Origin of the sequence: Yoonia sp. SS1-5, from assembly GCF_038443705.2 — a bacterium.
GTDB lineage: Bacteria > Pseudomonadota > Alphaproteobacteria > Rhodobacterales > Rhodobacteraceae > Yoonia > Yoonia rhodophyticola.
Genome location: NZ_CP151767.2, coordinates 4,094,246 through 4,109,376, shown reverse-complemented (window position 1 = coordinate 4,109,376; position 15,131 = coordinate 4,094,246). Strand labels below are relative to the sequence as shown.

At 58.3% G+C, this 15,131-nt stretch carries 19 protein-coding genes; 8 read left to right on the top strand and 11 right to left on the bottom strand.

Features of this window, described 5'->3' with window-relative positions; genetic code table 11:
* Positions 1-30: 30 nt before the first annotated feature.
* The 4 genes from AABB31_RS21855 to aat all read left to right on the top strand — a co-directional run bounded on the left by AABB31_RS21855 (position 31) and on the right by aat (position 3,121).
* Positions 31-480: a hypothetical protein gene (locus AABB31_RS21855; RefSeq protein ID WP_342076162.1), complete on the top strand. Its 450-nt coding sequence runs from the start codon at positions 31-33 to the stop codon at positions 478-480.
* Between the two features lie 124 nt (positions 481-604).
* A complete protein-coding gene (gene accB, locus AABB31_RS21850) occupies positions 605-1,105 on the top strand; it encodes an acetyl-CoA carboxylase biotin carboxyl carrier protein (RefSeq protein WP_342076163.1) in 501 nt (166 codons plus the stop codon).
* 13 nt (positions 1,106-1,118) lie between these two features.
* The gene (gene accC / locus AABB31_RS21845; RefSeq protein ID WP_373635330.1) at positions 1,119-2,465 is read left to right on the top strand and encodes an acetyl-CoA carboxylase biotin carboxylase subunit; all 1,347 of its coding nucleotides are present in this window, start codon (positions 1,119-1,121) and stop codon (positions 2,463-2,465) included.
* 5 nt (positions 2,466-2,470) lie between these two features.
* Complete coding sequence (gene aat / locus AABB31_RS21840) at positions 2,471-3,121, top strand: leucyl/phenylalanyl-tRNA--protein transferase (protein ID WP_342076164.1); 651 nt, start codon at positions 2,471-2,473, stop codon at positions 3,119-3,121.
* Here aat and AABB31_RS21835 read toward each other — a convergent pair.
* From AABB31_RS21835 to AABB31_RS21815, 5 genes are all read right to left on the bottom strand, one after another.
* Positions 3,085-3,447 (bottom strand): DUF2155 domain-containing protein, encoded by a 363-nt coding sequence (locus AABB31_RS21835; RefSeq protein ID WP_342076165.1) that lies wholly within the window; start codon positions 3,445-3,447, stop codon positions 3,085-3,087. The genes aat and AABB31_RS21835 overlap by 37 nt on opposite strands.
* 9 nt (positions 3,448-3,456) lie before the next feature.
* Positions 3,457-3,840 (bottom strand): NADH:ubiquinone oxidoreductase subunit NDUFA12, encoded by a 384-nt coding sequence (locus AABB31_RS21830; RefSeq protein WP_342076166.1) that lies wholly within the window; start codon positions 3,838-3,840, stop codon positions 3,457-3,459.
* A 63-nt stretch (positions 3,841-3,903) separates the two neighbouring features.
* The gene (locus AABB31_RS21825; protein ID WP_342076167.1) at positions 3,904-4,284 is read right to left on the bottom strand and encodes a RidA family protein; all 381 of its coding nucleotides are present in this window, start codon (positions 4,282-4,284) and stop codon (positions 3,904-3,906) included.
* A gap of 5 nt (positions 4,285-4,289) precedes the next feature.
* Positions 4,290-5,555: an ATP-dependent Clp protease ATP-binding subunit ClpX gene (clpX, locus tag AABB31_RS21820; RefSeq protein WP_373635329.1), complete on the bottom strand. Its 1,266-nt coding sequence runs from the start codon at positions 5,553-5,555 to the stop codon at positions 4,290-4,292.
* A 123-nt stretch (positions 5,556-5,678) separates the two neighbouring features.
* Positions 5,679-6,299: an ATP-dependent Clp protease proteolytic subunit gene (locus AABB31_RS21815; RefSeq protein WP_342076168.1), complete on the bottom strand. Its 621-nt coding sequence runs from the start codon at positions 6,297-6,299 to the stop codon at positions 5,679-5,681.
* Positions 6,300-6,430: 131 nt separating this feature from the next.
* On the opposite strand from AABB31_RS21815, the gene AABB31_RS21810 reads away from it, so the two are divergent.
* From AABB31_RS21810 to AABB31_RS21800, 3 genes are read left to right on the top strand one after another with little or no spacing between them, the layout of a single operon-like run.
* On the top strand, positions 6,431-6,748 hold the full coding sequence (locus AABB31_RS21810) for a metalloregulator ArsR/SmtB family transcription factor (protein WP_342076169.1): 318 nt from the start codon (positions 6,431-6,433) through the stop codon (positions 6,746-6,748).
* Complete coding sequence (locus AABB31_RS21805; RefSeq protein WP_342076170.1) at positions 6,745-7,209, top strand: SRPBCC domain-containing protein; 465 nt, start codon at positions 6,745-6,747, stop codon at positions 7,207-7,209. Before AABB31_RS21810 ends, AABB31_RS21805 begins: the two co-directional genes overlap by 4 nt.
* Before the next feature lie 50 nt (positions 7,210-7,259).
* Positions 7,260-8,426, top strand: coding sequence for an FAD-binding domain-containing protein (locus AABB31_RS21800; RefSeq protein ID WP_342076171.1), 1,167 nt, complete (start codon positions 7,260-7,262; stop codon positions 8,424-8,426).
* A gap of 126 nt (positions 8,427-8,552) precedes the next feature.
* Here the strand turns inward: AABB31_RS21800 and AABB31_RS21795 are convergent, their stop codons facing one another.
* The 3 genes from AABB31_RS21795 to AABB31_RS21785 all read right to left on the bottom strand — a co-directional run bounded on the left by AABB31_RS21795 (position 8,553) and on the right by AABB31_RS21785 (position 10,241).
* Complete coding sequence (locus AABB31_RS21795) at positions 8,553-9,248, bottom strand: D-lyxose/D-mannose family sugar isomerase (protein WP_342076172.1); 696 nt, start codon at positions 9,246-9,248, stop codon at positions 8,553-8,555.
* Positions 9,249-9,451: 203 nt separating this feature from the next.
* The gene (locus tag AABB31_RS21790; RefSeq protein WP_342076173.1) at positions 9,452-9,835 is read right to left on the bottom strand and encodes a nuclear transport factor 2 family protein; all 384 of its coding nucleotides are present in this window, start codon (positions 9,833-9,835) and stop codon (positions 9,452-9,454) included.
* Between the two features lie 19 nt (positions 9,836-9,854).
* Positions 9,855-10,241, bottom strand: a complete 387-nt coding sequence (locus AABB31_RS21785) for a DUF4440 domain-containing protein (RefSeq protein ID WP_342076174.1) — start codon at positions 10,239-10,241, stop codon at positions 9,855-9,857.
* 165 nt (positions 10,242-10,406) lie between these two features.
* On the opposite strand from AABB31_RS21785, the gene AABB31_RS21780 reads away from it, so the two are divergent.
* Positions 10,407-11,300 carry a LysR family transcriptional regulator gene (locus AABB31_RS21780; RefSeq protein ID WP_342076175.1) on the top strand — a complete coding sequence of 298 codons (894 nt, stop codon included), beginning with the start codon at positions 10,407-10,409 and terminating at the stop codon, positions 11,298-11,300.
* A 244-nt stretch (positions 11,301-11,544) separates the two neighbouring features.
* On the opposite strand, the gene AABB31_RS21775 is transcribed toward AABB31_RS21780, so the two are convergent.
* From AABB31_RS21775 to AABB31_RS21765, 3 genes are all read right to left on the bottom strand, one after another.
* Positions 11,545-12,312, bottom strand: a complete 768-nt coding sequence (locus AABB31_RS21775; RefSeq protein ID WP_342076176.1) for a gamma-glutamyl-gamma-aminobutyrate hydrolase family protein — start codon at positions 12,310-12,312, stop codon at positions 11,545-11,547.
* Positions 12,313-12,487: 175 nt separating this feature from the next.
* Positions 12,488-12,916, bottom strand: coding sequence for a heme-binding protein (locus tag AABB31_RS21770; protein WP_342076177.1), 429 nt, complete (start codon positions 12,914-12,916; stop codon positions 12,488-12,490).
* A gap of 67 nt (positions 12,917-12,983) precedes the next feature.
* On the bottom strand, positions 12,984-15,131 hold the full coding sequence (locus AABB31_RS21765) for a malate synthase G (RefSeq protein ID WP_373635328.1): 2,148 nt from the start codon (positions 15,129-15,131) through the stop codon (positions 12,984-12,986).

The window sequence follows — 15,131 nt, the reverse complement described above, 5'->3', positions numbered from 1 at the left end:
CAACTCTCTTTCTTTTCGGAGATTTGGACGATGGACCCAACACTTGCCCTGCCCCCCAAAGCTGCAATCGCAGCCCCGCTAACGCCTGCGCCGCAGCGCTATGTCGACACGACTGTTCCGGCCGTCAAGGCATTGGACGGTGCCGCCACCCTGCCGGCCGAACGCCCCTTTGTGGCACAGGTCGTCAATGCGCGATTGTCAGGCGGCAATTTTCCCGAAACCGCATCTGAAATCGCCCCTCCTGACCGGACCTTGCGGCCCTATAACGTGCCTATGCTGCCGTTCGAACGCGAAGAACCCGTGCCAGAGGCGTCGGATACCGAAACCGATCCTGCCGCAACCGATGACGCCGTGACGACCCGTGAACGTCCCGGCAAGGCGGCAGATGATGGCGCCACCGCGACGCCTGAACCATCACCTGCTTCGCCGCAGGTCGCGACGATGGATGCACCGGAACCTGTTGAAACAACAGACGGCTAGACACGAACGCATTTTCCAACAGGCCCGCTTTCCACCTCTGCCCCCTTGCCCTATAAGAAGTCGCAAGGCGTGTGACGTAACGTCGTGCGAACGCCGCGAATATAGGCAACGGGCCGAGGACAAGATGAGCAACAAAACCTCTCACGACAGCGACGTCAGCTTCATTCAGGCACTGGCAGAGCTGCTGCGTGAAAACGACCTGACAGAATTGCAGGTAAAGCGCGACTATGGCGAAAATGACAGCCTGAATGTACGCGTTAGTCGACAGACACAGACAATGATCCAGACGAATGTGCCGGTTGGCACCGCAGCGCCGGCGCCAGCCGCACCTGCGGCCCCGGCTGCCCCCGCCCCGACAGCCGCGGCAGAATCGTCTGACCCCGCCAGCCACCCGGGCGCTGTCACATCCCCCATGGTCGGCACCGTCTATATGGCGCCCGAACCCGGCGCGTCCGCGTTTGTCAGCGTTGGTGGCGCTGTCAAAGAAGGCGACACGTTACTGATCATCGAAGCGATGAAAACCATGAACCACATTCCGGCACCACGCGCTGGCACGATCAAGCGGATTCTGGTCGAAGATGGCGGCGCGGTGGAATTTGGCGCTCCTCTTGTGATCATCGAATAGGGCGGGTCCTTACATGTTCGACAAAATCCTTATCGCAAACCGGGGCGAGATCGCGTTGCGAGTGGTCCGGGCCTGTCGCGAAATGGGCGTCAAATCGGTGGCCGTCCATTCAACCGCAGATGCGGACGCAATGCATGTGCGCATGGCCGATGAGGCGATTTGCATCGGGCCCCCTGCGTCAGCGCAAAGCTATCTGTCCTATCCTGCAATCATTTCCGCATGCGAAATCACCGGCGCGCAGGCCATTCATCCCGGCTATGGCTTTTTGTCCGAAAACGCGGCCTTTGTGCAGGTGGTCGAAGATCACGATCTGACATTCATCGGCCCGACCGCCGAACATATCCGGATCATGGGCGACAAGATCACCGCCAAGGACACAATGAAGGCCCTTGGGGTGCCCTGTGTCCCTGGGTCAGATGGCGGCGTGGCCACCTTGGCCGAGGCGCAAAAGATCGGCGCCGAAATCGGCTATCCGGTGATCATCAAGGCCACCGCTGGTGGTGGTGGTCGCGGCATGAAAGTCGCCAAGACAGCTGCCGATATGGAACAGGCGTTTCAATCCGCGCGCGCAGAAGGCAAAGCCGCCTTTGGCAATGACGAAGTCTATATCGAGAAATATCTGACGACACCGCGCCATATCGAAATTCAGGTTTTCGGCGACGGCAAAGGCAATGCAGTACATCTGGGCGAACGGGATTGTTCGTTGCAACGGCGCCATCAGAAAGTCTTTGAAGAAGCACCCGGCCCCAGCATCACCCCCGAATTGCGGGCCAAGATCGGCAAGGTCTGCGCCGACGCGGTTGCCAAGATCAACTATATCGGTGCGGGAACCATCGAATTCCTGTTCGAGAATGATGAGTTCTATTTCATCGAAATGAACACACGGCTACAGGTCGAACACCCGGTGACCGAGGGCATCTTTGGCGTGGATCTGGTGCGCGAACAATTGCGGGTCGCGTCCGGGCTGCCGATGTCCTTCACGCAGGACGATCTGAAAATCAACGGACATGCGATTGAGGTCCGGATCAACGCCGAAAAACTGCCGAATTTCGCGCCCTGCCCGGGGACGATCACACAATATCACGCACCGGGTGGATTGGGCGTACGCATGGATTCAGCCCTCTATGATGGCTACCGCATCCCGCCCTACTACGACAGCCTGATCGGCAAACTGATCGTGCATGGTCGCGACCGGCCCGAGGCGCTGGCGCGTTTGGCCCGTGCGCTTGGGGAATTGATCGTGGATGGCGTAGAAACGACCGTGCCCCTGTTCCATGCATTGTTGGCCGAAGAGGCCGTGCAAACTGGTAACTACAATATTCACTGGCTCGAACACTGGCTCGACCAAAATCTCGGTTAGGGCGCGTGCCGGATGACGACAATGTCCTGACACCGGAACTGCTGCTGCAGGCCTATCAGATTGGCGTTTTTCCCATGTCAGAGGGGCGCGACGACCCGGATGTGTTCTGGGTCGACCCCACCATGCGCGGGATATTTCCGTTGAACGGGTTCCATATCTCGCGCAGTCTGGCGCGGACGATGCGTCGCGGGCATCTGCGCGTCACCACCGATCAGGCATTCATGCAGGTTGTCGCCGGATGCGCCGACCGGGACGAGACATGGATCAATGCCACGATCTTTGATCTCTACTGCACCCTGTTTGACCGCGATGCCGCGCATTCCATCGAGGTTTGGCAAGACGATCAATTGGTTGGCGGGGTCTATGGCGTCACGATTGGGGCTGCGTTTTTTGGCGAAAGCATGTTCAGCCGCGTGTCGGATGCGTCCAAGGTGGCATTGGCCTATCTTGTTGATCGGCTCCGTCTGGGCGGGTTCAGCCTGTTTGACACGCAGTTCATCACCCCGCATCTGGCCAGTCTTGGTGCTATCGAAATCGAACGGAACGCCTATCGCGCGGCCTTGGCCGATGCGGTGGCCGGTGAGGCATCATTCACGGCGCCCGGGCCGATACCGCCCGCTCAGGACGTCATACAGCGCAGCGGCCAGACATCGTAACGCGGATGATCCATCGCGTTCAGCGCCGGCGCGGATGCCAGCATCCAGCCCGCAAATGACGGGGCATCATCGTCGCGGTAGAAGACGACAACTTCGGCGAAGGCATCGCCAGATGGGTTATCAGTTGGGTAGCGGCATTGCACCAGCGTCACCTCCAGATAGCCCAGATTGCTGGTCTGGCCGACTTGCAGTGATAGATCTGTGACAGTGCCGGTCAGCTTGTCCAGCACGCGCAATTCGCCCCTGGTCCCGGCGCTGACATCCTGTGCTGCGACATGGGACGCGCTGCAAAAGACCGCCAGAATAGTTGAGAGAATAAGACGCATGGCCAGCCCCTATTCAGGCGACCACGCTTCGTAATCAGCGCGCGCAACCGGTGCCGCCTTGCGGATTGACCCGGCAGGTGCATAGGCCGCCATCGTGCCGGTTAGGTTTTCCTGATGTGGCTTTTCCCAGTCCTTATGGACCAATGCGGCCTCGGTCGGGGGTTCGTCCCAGGTGCGATGCAGCCAGCCATGCCAATCGGGACTGACGCGCGAGGCCTCGTTTTCACCGTTGTAAATCACCCAGCGTCGACTGTCGTCCTTGTTGCGATAGTAGGTATTGCCCTGCGCGTCCTCGCCCACCTTCTCACCGTGCCGGCTGGTCCATAGCTGCGTGCCAAATGACTGGCCGTCCCACCATGTGAAAATGCGTTTGATGTTGTGCGCGAGGCCCATATCATATCTCCGTTGTCTTGAGGTGGTGATGCACCAAAGCGCCCGCTACGTCCAGCATGATCATCATGGAAGACGGGCGGTGACCTCGATCTCGATCTTCATCTCGGGGTTTTGCAGCCCCGCGGACACCATTGTCGCCGCCGGTTTGGCCTGCGCAAAGGCGGCAGAGGTGATCGGCCAACATTTTGGCCATTCCGCTGCATCCGGCACAAAATAGTTGACCCGAACCACGTGGTCCAGATCGCTGCCCGCCTCCTGCAAAGCCTGCGCAATCGTGGACAGTGCATTTTTGCACTGATCCTCAATCGCATCAGGCATTGTCATGCTTTGATAATTATAGCCTGTCGTCCCCGCTACAAATACCCAGCCATCCGCAACAACAGCGCGGCTATAGCCGATCTGTGCCTCGAACGGGGATCCGGTGCTGATGTGACGAACAGACACTGGCCTTAGCTGGCTGTTGCAGGCTCTTTCTTGTTGCCCTTGTCGTGGATCATCAAGGGGGCAACGTCAGACGATACGGCCTCTTCATTCACCACGACCTCGGTCACTGTATCCATGCCTGGCAGATCGAACATCGTATCCAGCAGGATATCTTCCATGATCGACCGCAAACCACGTGCGCCCGTCTTGCGTTCAATGGCGCGTTTGGCGATGGCGCTCAGCGCATCTTCGGTAAAGGTCAGCTTGGTGTCTTCCAGCTCGAACAGGCGCTGGTACTGCTTGACCAAGGCATTCTTGGGCTGGGTCAGAATGGTGATCAGCGCGTCTTCGTCCAGATCCGTCAGGGTCGCGATGACCGGCAGCCGGCCCACGAATTCGGGGATCAGACCGAATTTCAAAAGATCCTCAGGCTCGAGATCCTGGAACACCTCGCCAATGCCACGTTCGTCATTGTCCTTGACGTCCGCGCCAAAGCCCATGCCGGACCCTTTGCCGCGCTGTGCAATAATCTTGTCCAGACCGGCAAACGCACCGCCACAGATAAACAGGATATTGGTCGTGTCGACCTGCAGGAATTCCTGCTGCGGATGTTTGCGACCGCCCTGCGGCGGCACGGACGCAACCGTGCCTTCCATGATCTTCAGCAAGGCCTGCTGAACCCCTTCGCCCGAGACATCGCGGGTGATGGATGGGTTGTCCGACTTGCGCGTGATCTTGTCGACCTCGTCAATATAGACGATCCCGCGCTGCGCGCGTTCGACATTGTATTCCGACGCCTGCAGCAATTTGAGGATGATGTTTTCCACGTCCTCGCCAACATAACCCGCCTCGGTCAATGTAGTGGCATCAGCCATGGTGAACGGCACGTCGAGAATCCGGGCCAGCGTCTGCGCCAACAGCGTCTTGCCGCAACCGGTCGGGCCGATCAGCATGATGTTTGATTTCGCCAACTCGATGTCAGATTTGTCGGCATGGTTCAGGCGCTTGTAATGGTTGTGAACCGCGACCGAAAGGACGCGTTTGGCATGGAGCTGACCAATGACATAGTCATCCAGCACCTGACAGATTTCGGTTGGGGTTGGCACGCCGTCCCCGGCTTTCAGGCCGGCAGTCTTTGTCTCTTCACGGATGATATCCATGCAGAGTTCAACACACTCATCGCAGATAAAGACCGTCGGGCCGGCAATCAGCTTACGCACTTCGTGCTGACTCTTGCCACAAAAGCTGCAATACAAGGTGTTTTTGCTATCGCTACCGGATGTATTCGCCATCTCAAACCTCTCGGCCGCTCGGCCTCTCAAATCAACAGGGCTGCCCCGGTCCCAACACTAGGACAGCCCGACAAGGTCCACAATGTCTAAATGACTATGCGCACGGTGACGTTAACAGAGCGTTCACTCATCCGATTTCTCGCGATTTTCAACGATCTCGTCGATCAAACCCCAGTCTTTGGCCTCTTCGGGGGACATGAAGTTGTCACGCTCCAATGCGGCCTCGACTTTCTTGAGGGTCTGGCCGGTATGCTTGACGTAAATCTCGTTCAAGCGGTTCTTGAGTTTCTGGGTCTCGGCGGCGTGGATCATGATGTCAGTCGCCTGCCCCTGATACCCGCCTGACGGCTGGTGAACCATCACACGGCTGTTGGGAAGCGAGAAACGCATGCCCGCCTGTCCGGCCGTCAACAGCAACGAGCCCATCGACGCGGCCTGACCAATAACCAGCGTGCTGACCTTGGGTTTGATATATTGCATCGTGTCGTAGATCGACAAACCAGATGTCACAACACCGCCGGGGCTGTTGATATACATGCTGATTTCCTTCTTGGGGTTCTCGGCCTCAAGATGCAGCAACTGGGCCACAACCAGTTGGCTCATGCCATCATGTACGGGGCCGTTAAGAAAGATGATCCGCTCTTTCAGCAGTCGCGAAAAAATGTCGTAAGCACGCTCCCCCCGCGCGGTCTGTTCAACGACCATGGGGACAAGGTTCATATAGGTCTCGACGGGGTCTTGCATATAGGGTGCCTCACTGTTGGACGATGTCGTCCTACTTCATAAATCCTGACAGAGTCTTAGTGGCCGCCGTCAGGGGCTTCAAGGGTTGGACCAACGATTGACGAATCGTAAGCGCCAACTTACAGTAAGTCATGACTTACGCACATGCAATCACCGCCCTTGCCGACCCAACACGACGCGACATCATCGACAAATTACGCCATGGCCCGTTGCCTGTCAGCGCCATCGCCGCCGATATGCAGGTCAGCCGTCCCGCGGTCAGCCAGCATCTGCGCGTCCTGTCCGACGCCGGCTTGCTAACCGTAACACCGGCAGGCAATCGTCGTCTCTACGCGATTGCACCGAGTGGCGTGGAGGAGCTACGCAAATATCTCGATACGTTGTGGGATGACGCGCTGGCTGCGTTCGCCCGGGCGGCCGAAGAAAAAGCCAAAGGAAAGAACACATGAACGATCCGATCTGGAAATCCGTCAGGGTTCCGCTGACACCGACAGAGGCCTTTGCGCTGTTCACGCGCGATATCGACACATGGTGGCCCAAGGAAAAGCATACGGTCACCGGCAAGGACGGGACGCCGCCCAACCTGCGCTTTCCCAAAGAAAAGGGCGCGCCGATCATCGAAGAAGGCGACGACGGCACGATCCATGTCTGGGGCCGGCTGATCGCTTACGATCCGGGCCGCTATCTGGCATTCAGCTGGTTTCCGGGCGGGGCAGAGGCGGATGCAACGATTGTCCAAGTCAGCTTCAACGCCGATGGCGACGGGACCCAAGTGGACCTGACCCATGGCGATCTGGACAGTCTGGGCCCGTTGGCAGACGCGGTCAGCACAAGCTATCTGCGCGATTGGGGGCTGATCCTGGGCTGCTACTGCAAGGCTGCAGGGCATCTGACACCGGTCAGCGCCTGATCACACGCCACGGGGGTTGAAAGCGGGGCGTTGCGCGATAGCTCCCCGCTATGTTTGATCCAACTTACACCGCCGCGCTGAAAACGTTGCAGGATTTTGTGCCACAAGCCGGGCGCGCCTACGCGACGGGGCGAAATTACGATGGGCGGGCGCATGTGTCCTGTCTGTCGCCCTATATCCGACATCGCATCCTGACCGAAGAAGAGGTCCTTGCAGCCGTCACCGCCCGGCACAGCCCACAAGCGGCCGAAAAATTCATACAGGAAGTCTTCTGGCGCACCTATTGGAAAGGCTGGCTAGAGATGCGGCCGGGTGTCTGGACAGCATATAAATCCGACTTGAACGCGGCGCTGAACCGCATTCAAACAGAAAACGGCCTACGTCAGGAATGGGAGGCCGCCTGCAACGGCGCCACCGGCATTGATTGCTTTGACCATTGGGCCAACGAGCTGGTCGAGACCGGATACCTGCACAACCACGCCCGCATGTGGTTTGCGTCTATGTGGATCTTCACCTTGCGCCTGCCCTGGACCCTTGGGGCCGATTTTTTCATGCGGCATCTGCTGGATGGTGATCCGGCGTCCAACACGCTGTCCTGGCGCTGGGTTGGCGGGCTGCAGACGCGCGGCAAAACCTATCTGGCGCGCCCCGACAACATAAACAAATACACCAATGGGCGGTTTCGGCCCACGGGCCTTGCCACACTCGCCCCGCCGCTGGACGGCCCACCCCATCCCGAAAAAGGGGCAGTTCCCGTCAGCGACCCGATTGATCCGACCCAGCGGACAGGATTGATCCTGACCGAGGAAGATTTGTCACCCGGCTGGCTGCTCGACCAGGTCACCCCGCAGGCGACGGCGGTCGTCAGAACGACAAATCACCGCAGCCCCTTGCAGGTCGCGCCCAACGTTACCGACTTCGTGGCCAAGGCGTTGGACGCTTGTACGACACGCTTTTCGGCCACACTGGGGCACGTGGATCAAATCGCACCAGCAAACCTGGCAGACTGGGCGCAAGATCACGGACTGCGCCAAGTCCTGACATCTTACCCACCGGTTGGACCAACGGCCGACGCACTGGCGGACCAGAATATCAGGCGGATTATCCGCCCCTACGATGTCGCCGCATGGCCATACGCCACCCACGGGTTCTTTCGGTTCAAGGAACATATTCCAAAGCTGTTGGGCCGCATGGGCGGCATCGCGGTGGTACGTTGATCCGGATTTGTTCAGCTGACCTGACGAAAAAACATCAAGAAAGCCTTACAGATTACTGATTTAAATGAATTAAACAGCAAATCTTAAAGCTCTGAAGTCCGGGTTTCTCATTAAGAATAGGCGAACTCAGCCCGTCGGGCGCAGCCACGCATTATAGTCGCTGACCAGCAGATGGGTCGGCGCAACATCCTCTTCAACATTGGCGAAGCGTCCAATCGGCTCGCGAAAGATATTGTCCGTCTCGTCATCATTCACGGTGGAAACTTCACCGATCAGGACATCGCCACCCTCGCCCCAGAACGCATGCCAATCGCCTGGCATCAGCGTGACACTTTCACCCGGGGCAAATTTCAGCTTTTCGCCGGGGCCGAAGCTACGGCGGAGCCCATCGCACATCACCACGCCACCGGCGGTCTCATCAAAATTTCCGTCCGGGTCCGAACCGTAGAGCTCGATCACCATCGTGGCGCCACCGCGATTGATGATATCCTCGGCCTTGATGACATGGGTATGCATCGGTGACAGTTGGTCCTGCTTTGAGATCAGCAGCTTTTCAGCATAGCACATGCCCCCGCCGCGCTGCAGATCGGCCAGCCGACCATTGCGCAGGGTAAACAAAAACAATCCCATCTCGTCATAGCGACCGGCACCATAATCGGTGATATCCCAGCCGCAGCGGGCATCAATCACGGCGCTGGCAACGGATGCCTTTTCCTGAAACTCCGCAGGCGTCCAAAACGCCCATGGCGGCAGAACGAACCCGTAGGATCGGATCATCTCGTCCGCTTCGGCCATAATCTCGTTGATGCGGGATCGTTTCATCGCTGCCTCCGTCACTTGCAGTGTTGAGGTTGCATACCTGGCCTCAGACTGCAAACCGTTCTGACGGCAAACTTATCTTGGCGACATCGGTAGAGTGCGCATTTCCTGCTGCGGCGCAGTCAGCAATTTACGGGCTGACGCGGTGGCGCGACGCTATGGACCACATCAACCCATCCTTATGACGCCGAAACGATGATCAGATATTATTTCGACGGCGGGCCGTCGGGACAGTCAATAAAATAACCCCAACCGCCATTTGCCAGTTTCTTCGCGACCTCGGTTGATTGTCCTTCCGCGATCACATTTCCATCCGCTTCCTTGAAGCGCCAATCCGCTTGCAGCAGCGCAGTATCACCATTGATGATCTCACTGGTCACGGTCGAGTCCAACGTGGGGCGCATGGGGACGAAATCCTTGAAAACCGCGCGCGCGCCATCATGCCCTATCGAAGGCGGCGCATCGGCAGGAAAGAATATCTGACATGCGGGATGAAACATCGACACGACCCCCTCCAGATCGCCATCTTTCAGGTAGCCAGCGACGCAAGTCGCAATATCGCGCGGTTTCGCTGCAATTTTCATTGTCATTTCTATTGATCCTCCGGGGTCAGGCATTGTTGTCCATATCGACGACCATCTTCCACGCGCCATCCTCATGGCGGCGATAACCCAGAAGCAAACGGCCAGACCCGCCACCCTTCTTGCCATCGGCCTTGAACGTCATCTCGACTGTGAAAAACCCGACCACGACGGCGAAATCGCCATAAATTGCGATATGCTCGGTCGTGAAACCGGATTTGAAATCCGCCGCCGCAATGCGGGCTTCATATTTCGTGCGGATAGGCGCAACACCCACGGTTGTCGGGGTTTTTTCGTTGGCGGTGATGCAGGTCGGATCACATGTATCCAGCATCCCTTGCAGGTCACCCGCATCCAGACTGCGCAGCCAGGTATCAATAACGGCCTGAACATCTTTTTTGTCTTGTTCGCTCATATTGGCATCTTTCTGGTTGCGAGGGGCAGCTGGTCAATTCGTCACTTTTCGGTGCCGCAGCCGGGAACTTTTCCTCACGACAGCGCGACCGCCGCTTTCTATAGCGACCTTACTTCGTTACGATTACCCGCAAAATCGCGAACACATTGATCGGAAAATCATACAATGCAGCGCAATCAACTCAGTGATATGACCATTTTTGTCGAGGTCGCGCGGGCCAATGGCTTTCGGGCCGCTGCCAACAACCTCAAACTGGGTGCGGGTTCTGTCAGCGAGGCCATACAGCGTTTCGAGGATCGGCTTGGCGTGCGCCTTTTTGATCGCACAACACGAAAGATCGCCCTGACAACGGCTGGTCAGAAACTTTATGACAGAAGCCTGCCCGCAATTCAGGATCTCGAATTCGCCCTGCGCGAGCTTAACGAAAGACAAGAGACCGTCAGCGGGACGCTCAAGCTAAGCGCGCCGCGCAGCAGCGGGCCGTTTTTCCTTGATCAGCTGCTCTGCGAATACGCGGCGCGCTACCCCGATGTGCATGTCGAGGTGATCTATGATGACCGAAAGGTGGATTTGGTATCATCCGGCGTTGATGCCGCAATTCGGTTTGAACATCTGCTAGAGGCTGATACCCACGCAATCGCCGTTGGCCCCCCGCAGCAGCTGCGTGTTGTTGGCTCGGCTGCATATTGGGCGCGGAAAGGTATTCCCAAAACTCCGGACGCGCTTGTTGCGCATGACGGGATATATTTTGCCTTTGGCACCGCGGATCAGATCATTCCCTGGAAGTTCTGGGGGAAAGAGGGGCCGTATTCCGTGAACCCAATACGGCGCATGGTGGTGAACGACGTCAACGCGATGATGCAGTTTGCGCGGGCCGGCGTGGGTGCCGCCTATGTCTACACACAAGCCGCAGAGCCCTTTCTTGCCAGTGGTGAGTTGGTATCGGTTCTCGACGGGCAGATCCCCGACCAACCGCGCCACACGATCAACTACCTCAGCAAACGTCACATGCCGCGTCGTCTGCGGGCGTTTATTGATTTGGCAAAGCGCGGGTCCTGAGGATCGCCGCCGCAGGGCAGCGGCCCTTGCCAACTCACACGCCGTTTCAGTGCGGCACCGCCGAAACCTGCGCTACTTTCATTGTCTGACGGCTACCATACATCCGCGCGGCAGGCCGGTTCACCAGAAACCGCCGCGAACGGCTCGATTGCCAGATCATAATACGACTGCAGAACCGTCCCCGCAGCGACATGCGCGGTTGTTCCGCCAAAACATCCTAAGTTGAGGTGCGAGGGTCAGGACCCTAGCTGACCTTGCGCAGCGCGCCGGCCGCCCAGTCACGACAGGCGGCGCCAAACGCTTCGAATAGCGGCCGGGAGACAGGATCAATATGTGCGTTCCATTCCGGGTGCCACTGAACCGACAGGGTAAAGCCGGGCGCATCTGCGATATAGATTGCCTCTGCCGTGCCATCAGGGGCCAATCCATCGACGACAACCCGCGGACCAGCTGTCTTGATGCCCTGCCCGTGCAGGGAATTGGTCATCACACGCTCTGCCCCCATTAGCCGGTGAAAGGGGCCGCCTGCGGTAAATGTCACCTCGTGGCGCAACGCGAATTTTTCTTCCAGCGTGCCGTCGGGGGGCATGCGATGATTGTCACGGCCCGGCAGATCGCGAATTTCAGGATAGAGCGAGCCACCCATCGCAACATTCACTTCCTGAAAGCCGCGACATAGCCCAAGAATGGGTTGGCCACGGCCGACACAGGCCCGGATCAAGGGCAGCACCAATGCGTCACGATCCGTGTCAAACTCGCCATGGGCGTCGGTTGGATCTTCGCCATACTCACTGGGATGCACATTGGGGCGACCACCGGTAAACAGGAACCCATCGCAGGTCGCCATCAACTCGTCGATAGTGGCAGGAGACGGATCCGCTGGAACAATGAACGGTATCGCATCCGACACGGCGGCAACGGCATGCACATTCATCGTCCCAGCTGCCTGCGCGGGATACTGATCGTTCAGCAAATAGCTGTTTCCAATAATGCCAACAACTGGCCGTGCCATGCCATACCTCTTCGACGTTCGACCTGTTCTACCCGGAACCGCGGCGTCAGGAAAGCGCCACAGGCGCACAGACGCGTTGTCAGTCCCGCACAGCGCCCGGCAGCGGCAAAACTATCACGGGCGGATTAAGGGCATCTGAATTTCAGGCGACGAGGAACGGCCGGGTGCGCGGGGCCTATCCCTCGCCCGTCAGGCCAACGGCCTCGATCCCCGCCATCGCTGCGATCAGATCATTGTCAGACGTGTCCCCGGTGACGCCCACGGCACCGATGACGTTGTCGCGCTTGTCACGCACCAATACGCCGCCGGGAACAGGCACAACGTTTCCGCCAAAAACGCCATTTGCGGCGGCCATGAAATAGGCCTGCTGTTCGGCGCGGGCCATCTGGGCGGTTCCGGCCATGCCCAGCATGATCGCGCCATACGCCTTGCCATTGGCAATCGCAAACCGGCCGGGTGCTGCACCATCGGCACGCTCAAACGCCTTCACGTGACCGCCGGCATCCAGCACCACGACAGACAGGGGCTTGAACCCCATTTCATCGCCCTTGGCAAAGGCCTTGCGGATGATGCTGCGGGCCTTGCCGGCTGAAATCTCTGCCATGTTATTCTCCTTTTGGGTTGGATGGCGGCCCGTACTGTGGCCGTAGGATGGATTTTAATCCATCCCCCTAATAGTTGCGCTGCGCCTTAAGTTCCAGCCGACGCTGGTGCAGAACAGGTTCTGTATAACCTGACGGCTGAATACGGCCTTTGAACACCAGATCGCAAGCGGCCTGAAAGGCGATGCCATCGTAGTCAGGGGCCATCGGGCGATATGCGGGATCGCTTGCATTCTGCTGGTCCACGACCGCCGCCATGCGTTGCATGGCCTCCATCACATCCGCCTGACTGACGACCTCATGATGCAGCCAATTGGCGAGGGCCTGACTGGAAATGCGGCAGGTGGCGCGGTCCTCCATCAGGCCGACATTGTTGATATCAGGCACCTTGGAACAGCCCACGCCCATATCAATCCAGCGCACGACATAGCCCAGAATGCCCTGGGCATTGTTTTCAACCTCGCGGATTTTCTGGGCATCGGTCCAACGCTCATATTGCGCCAGCGGAATATCCAGAATGGATGAGACATAGGCCCGGCGCCCGCCCTTGCGCAACTCTGCCTGCACGGCCATCACGTCAACCTTGTGGTAGTGCAAGGCATGCAAGGTCGCGGCGGTCGGGCTTGGCACCCAGGCACAATTCGCACCAGATTGGGGATGGCCGATTTTCTGTTCGATCATGGCGGCCATCATATCAGGCATCGCCCACATGCCCTTGCCGATCTGGGCCCTGCCGGAAAATCCACATTCCAGCCCGATATCAACGTTCTGATCCTCGTAGGAACTGATCCACTGCTTGCGCTTGATATAGTCCTTGCGGCTGAACGGGCCTGCCTCCATCGACGTGTGGATTTCGTCGCCTGTGCGATCCAGAAAGCCGGTGTTGATAAAGGCGACACGGGATTTGGCGGCGCGGATACAGGCCTTGAGGTTGACAGTGGTGCGCCGTTCCTCATCCATGATGCCGATCTTGACGGTGTCACGGGGCAAGCCCAGCGCATCTTCGACACGGCAGAAGATATCGTTGGTAAAGGCCACTTCGTCCGGGCCATGCATCTTTGGCTTGACCACGTAGACAGAGCCATGGGCGCTATTGCCGCCGTCGCGCTGCAGATCATGCATCGCAATCAAGACGGTCAGCATCGCGTCCATCAGGCCTTCAAACACCTCTTCGCCCGCGGGGTCGAGAACGGCCGGGTTGGTCATCAGATGACCCACATTGCGGATCCACAGCAATGCGCGCCCCTTGCAGGTCAGCGGATTGCCATCAGGCGCGGTATAGGTCAGATCGTCAGCCAGCCGGCGGGTGATGGTCTTGCCGCCCTTCTCAAGTTCGGCGGTCAGATCGCCCTGCATCAGGCCCAGCCAATTGCCATAGGCCAACACCTTGTCTTCGGCATCCACGCAGGCGACGCTGTCTTCACAATCCATAATGGCAGACACGGCACTTTCCAGCCTGACATCCGCCAGACCGGCCTGATCGCGGCTGCCGATGGGATGCGCACGATCAAATACCAGTTCGACATGCAGGCCATTGTTGCGCAGCAAAACCGCGTCAGGGGCCTTTGGGCTACCACGGTAGCCCACAAATTTTTCAGGCGCGCGCAGCGGGCAGTCATCAACCAGCAGCACACCATCATGCACATAGTAGCGGGCCACATCTGCATGACTTTTGCCTTCGATAGGGAAGGCCTCGTCAAGGAAGACACGTGATCGGGCAACAACACGGGCACCATGTCCGCGGTCATAGGCGCCCTTAGGCGGCTGCACACCCATCGCATCCGTGCCATAAAATGCGTCATATAGACTGCCCCAGCGCGCATTGGCGGCATTCAGCGCAAATCGGGCATTGGTGATGGGCACCACCAGTTGCGGGCCAGGCACTGTCGCAATCTCCGGGTCGACATTGGCTGTCTCAATCTCAAAATCCGGAACTTCATCCAGCAGATAGCCGATCTCTTTCAAAAACGCCTCATAGGCGACCCGGTCACGTTGCTTGCCCTTTTGGGCCACATGCCAGGCATCAATCTGGCCCTGAATGTCGTCGCGGGTTTCCAGCAGAGCCCTGTTGCGCGGGGTCATTTCGGCAATCAGATTGGCAAAACCCGACCAAAATGCATCGGGATCAATGCCCGTCCCCGGTAATGCGCGTTGATCGACAAATTCAGCAAGCTCTGTGGCGACTTTCAGCCCATGTTTGTCGATACGGTCGGTCAT

Excerpts from the sequence above, each read along its gene's own strand:
- AABB31_RS21805 (WP_342076170.1), top strand. The coding sequence starts at position 6,745 with ATGAACGATCCGATCTGGAAATCCGTCAGGGTTCCGCTGACACCGACA.
- AABB31_RS21815 (WP_342076168.1), bottom strand. The coding sequence starts at position 6,299 with ATGCAAGACCCCGTCGAGACCTATATGAACCTTGTCCCCATGGTCGTT.
- AABB31_RS21835 (WP_342076165.1), bottom strand. The coding sequence starts at position 3,447 with ATGCGTCTTATTCTCTCAACTATTCTGGCGGTCTTTTGCAGCGCGTCC.
- AABB31_RS21770 (WP_342076177.1), bottom strand. The coding sequence starts at position 12,916 with ATGGCAGAGATTTCAGCCGGCAAGGCCCGCAGCATCATCCGCAAGGCC.
- clpX (WP_373635329.1), bottom strand. The coding sequence starts at position 5,555 with ATGGCGAATACATCCGGTAGCGATAGCAAAAACACCTTGTATTGCAGC.
- AABB31_RS21790 (WP_342076173.1), bottom strand. The coding sequence starts at position 9,835 with ATGACAATGAAAATTGCAGCGAAACCGCGCGATATTGCGACTTGCGTC.
- AABB31_RS21800 (WP_342076171.1), top strand. The coding sequence starts at position 7,260 with ATGTTTGATCCAACTTACACCGCCGCGCTGAAAACGTTGCAGGATTTT.
- AABB31_RS21810 (WP_342076169.1), top strand. The coding sequence starts at position 6,431 with ATGACTTACGCACATGCAATCACCGCCCTTGCCGACCCAACACGACGC.
- AABB31_RS21830 (WP_342076166.1), bottom strand. The coding sequence starts at position 3,840 with ATGGGCCTCGCGCACAACATCAAACGCATTTTCACATGGTGGGACGGC.
- AABB31_RS21775 (WP_342076176.1), bottom strand. The coding sequence starts at position 12,312 with ATGGCACGGCCAGTTGTTGGCATTATTGGAAACAGCTATTTGCTGAAC.
- AABB31_RS21765 (WP_373635328.1), bottom strand. The coding sequence starts at position 15,131 with ATGACCGACCGTATCGACAAACATGGGCTGAAAGTCGCCACAGAGCTT.
- accC (WP_373635330.1), top strand. The coding sequence starts at position 1,119 with ATGTTCGACAAAATCCTTATCGCAAACCGGGGCGAGATCGCGTTGCGA.
- AABB31_RS21785 (WP_342076174.1), bottom strand. The coding sequence starts at position 10,241 with ATGAGCGAACAAGACAAAAAAGATGTTCAGGCCGTTATTGATACCTGG.
- AABB31_RS21780 (WP_342076175.1), top strand. The coding sequence starts at position 10,407 with ATGCAGCGCAATCAACTCAGTGATATGACCATTTTTGTCGAGGTCGCG.
- accB (WP_342076163.1), top strand. The coding sequence starts at position 605 with ATGAGCAACAAAACCTCTCACGACAGCGACGTCAGCTTCATTCAGGCA.
- AABB31_RS21795 (WP_342076172.1), bottom strand. The coding sequence starts at position 9,248 with ATGAAACGATCCCGCATCAACGAGATTATGGCCGAAGCGGACGAGATG.
- AABB31_RS21855 (WP_342076162.1), top strand. The coding sequence starts at position 31 with ATGGACCCAACACTTGCCCTGCCCCCCAAAGCTGCAATCGCAGCCCCG.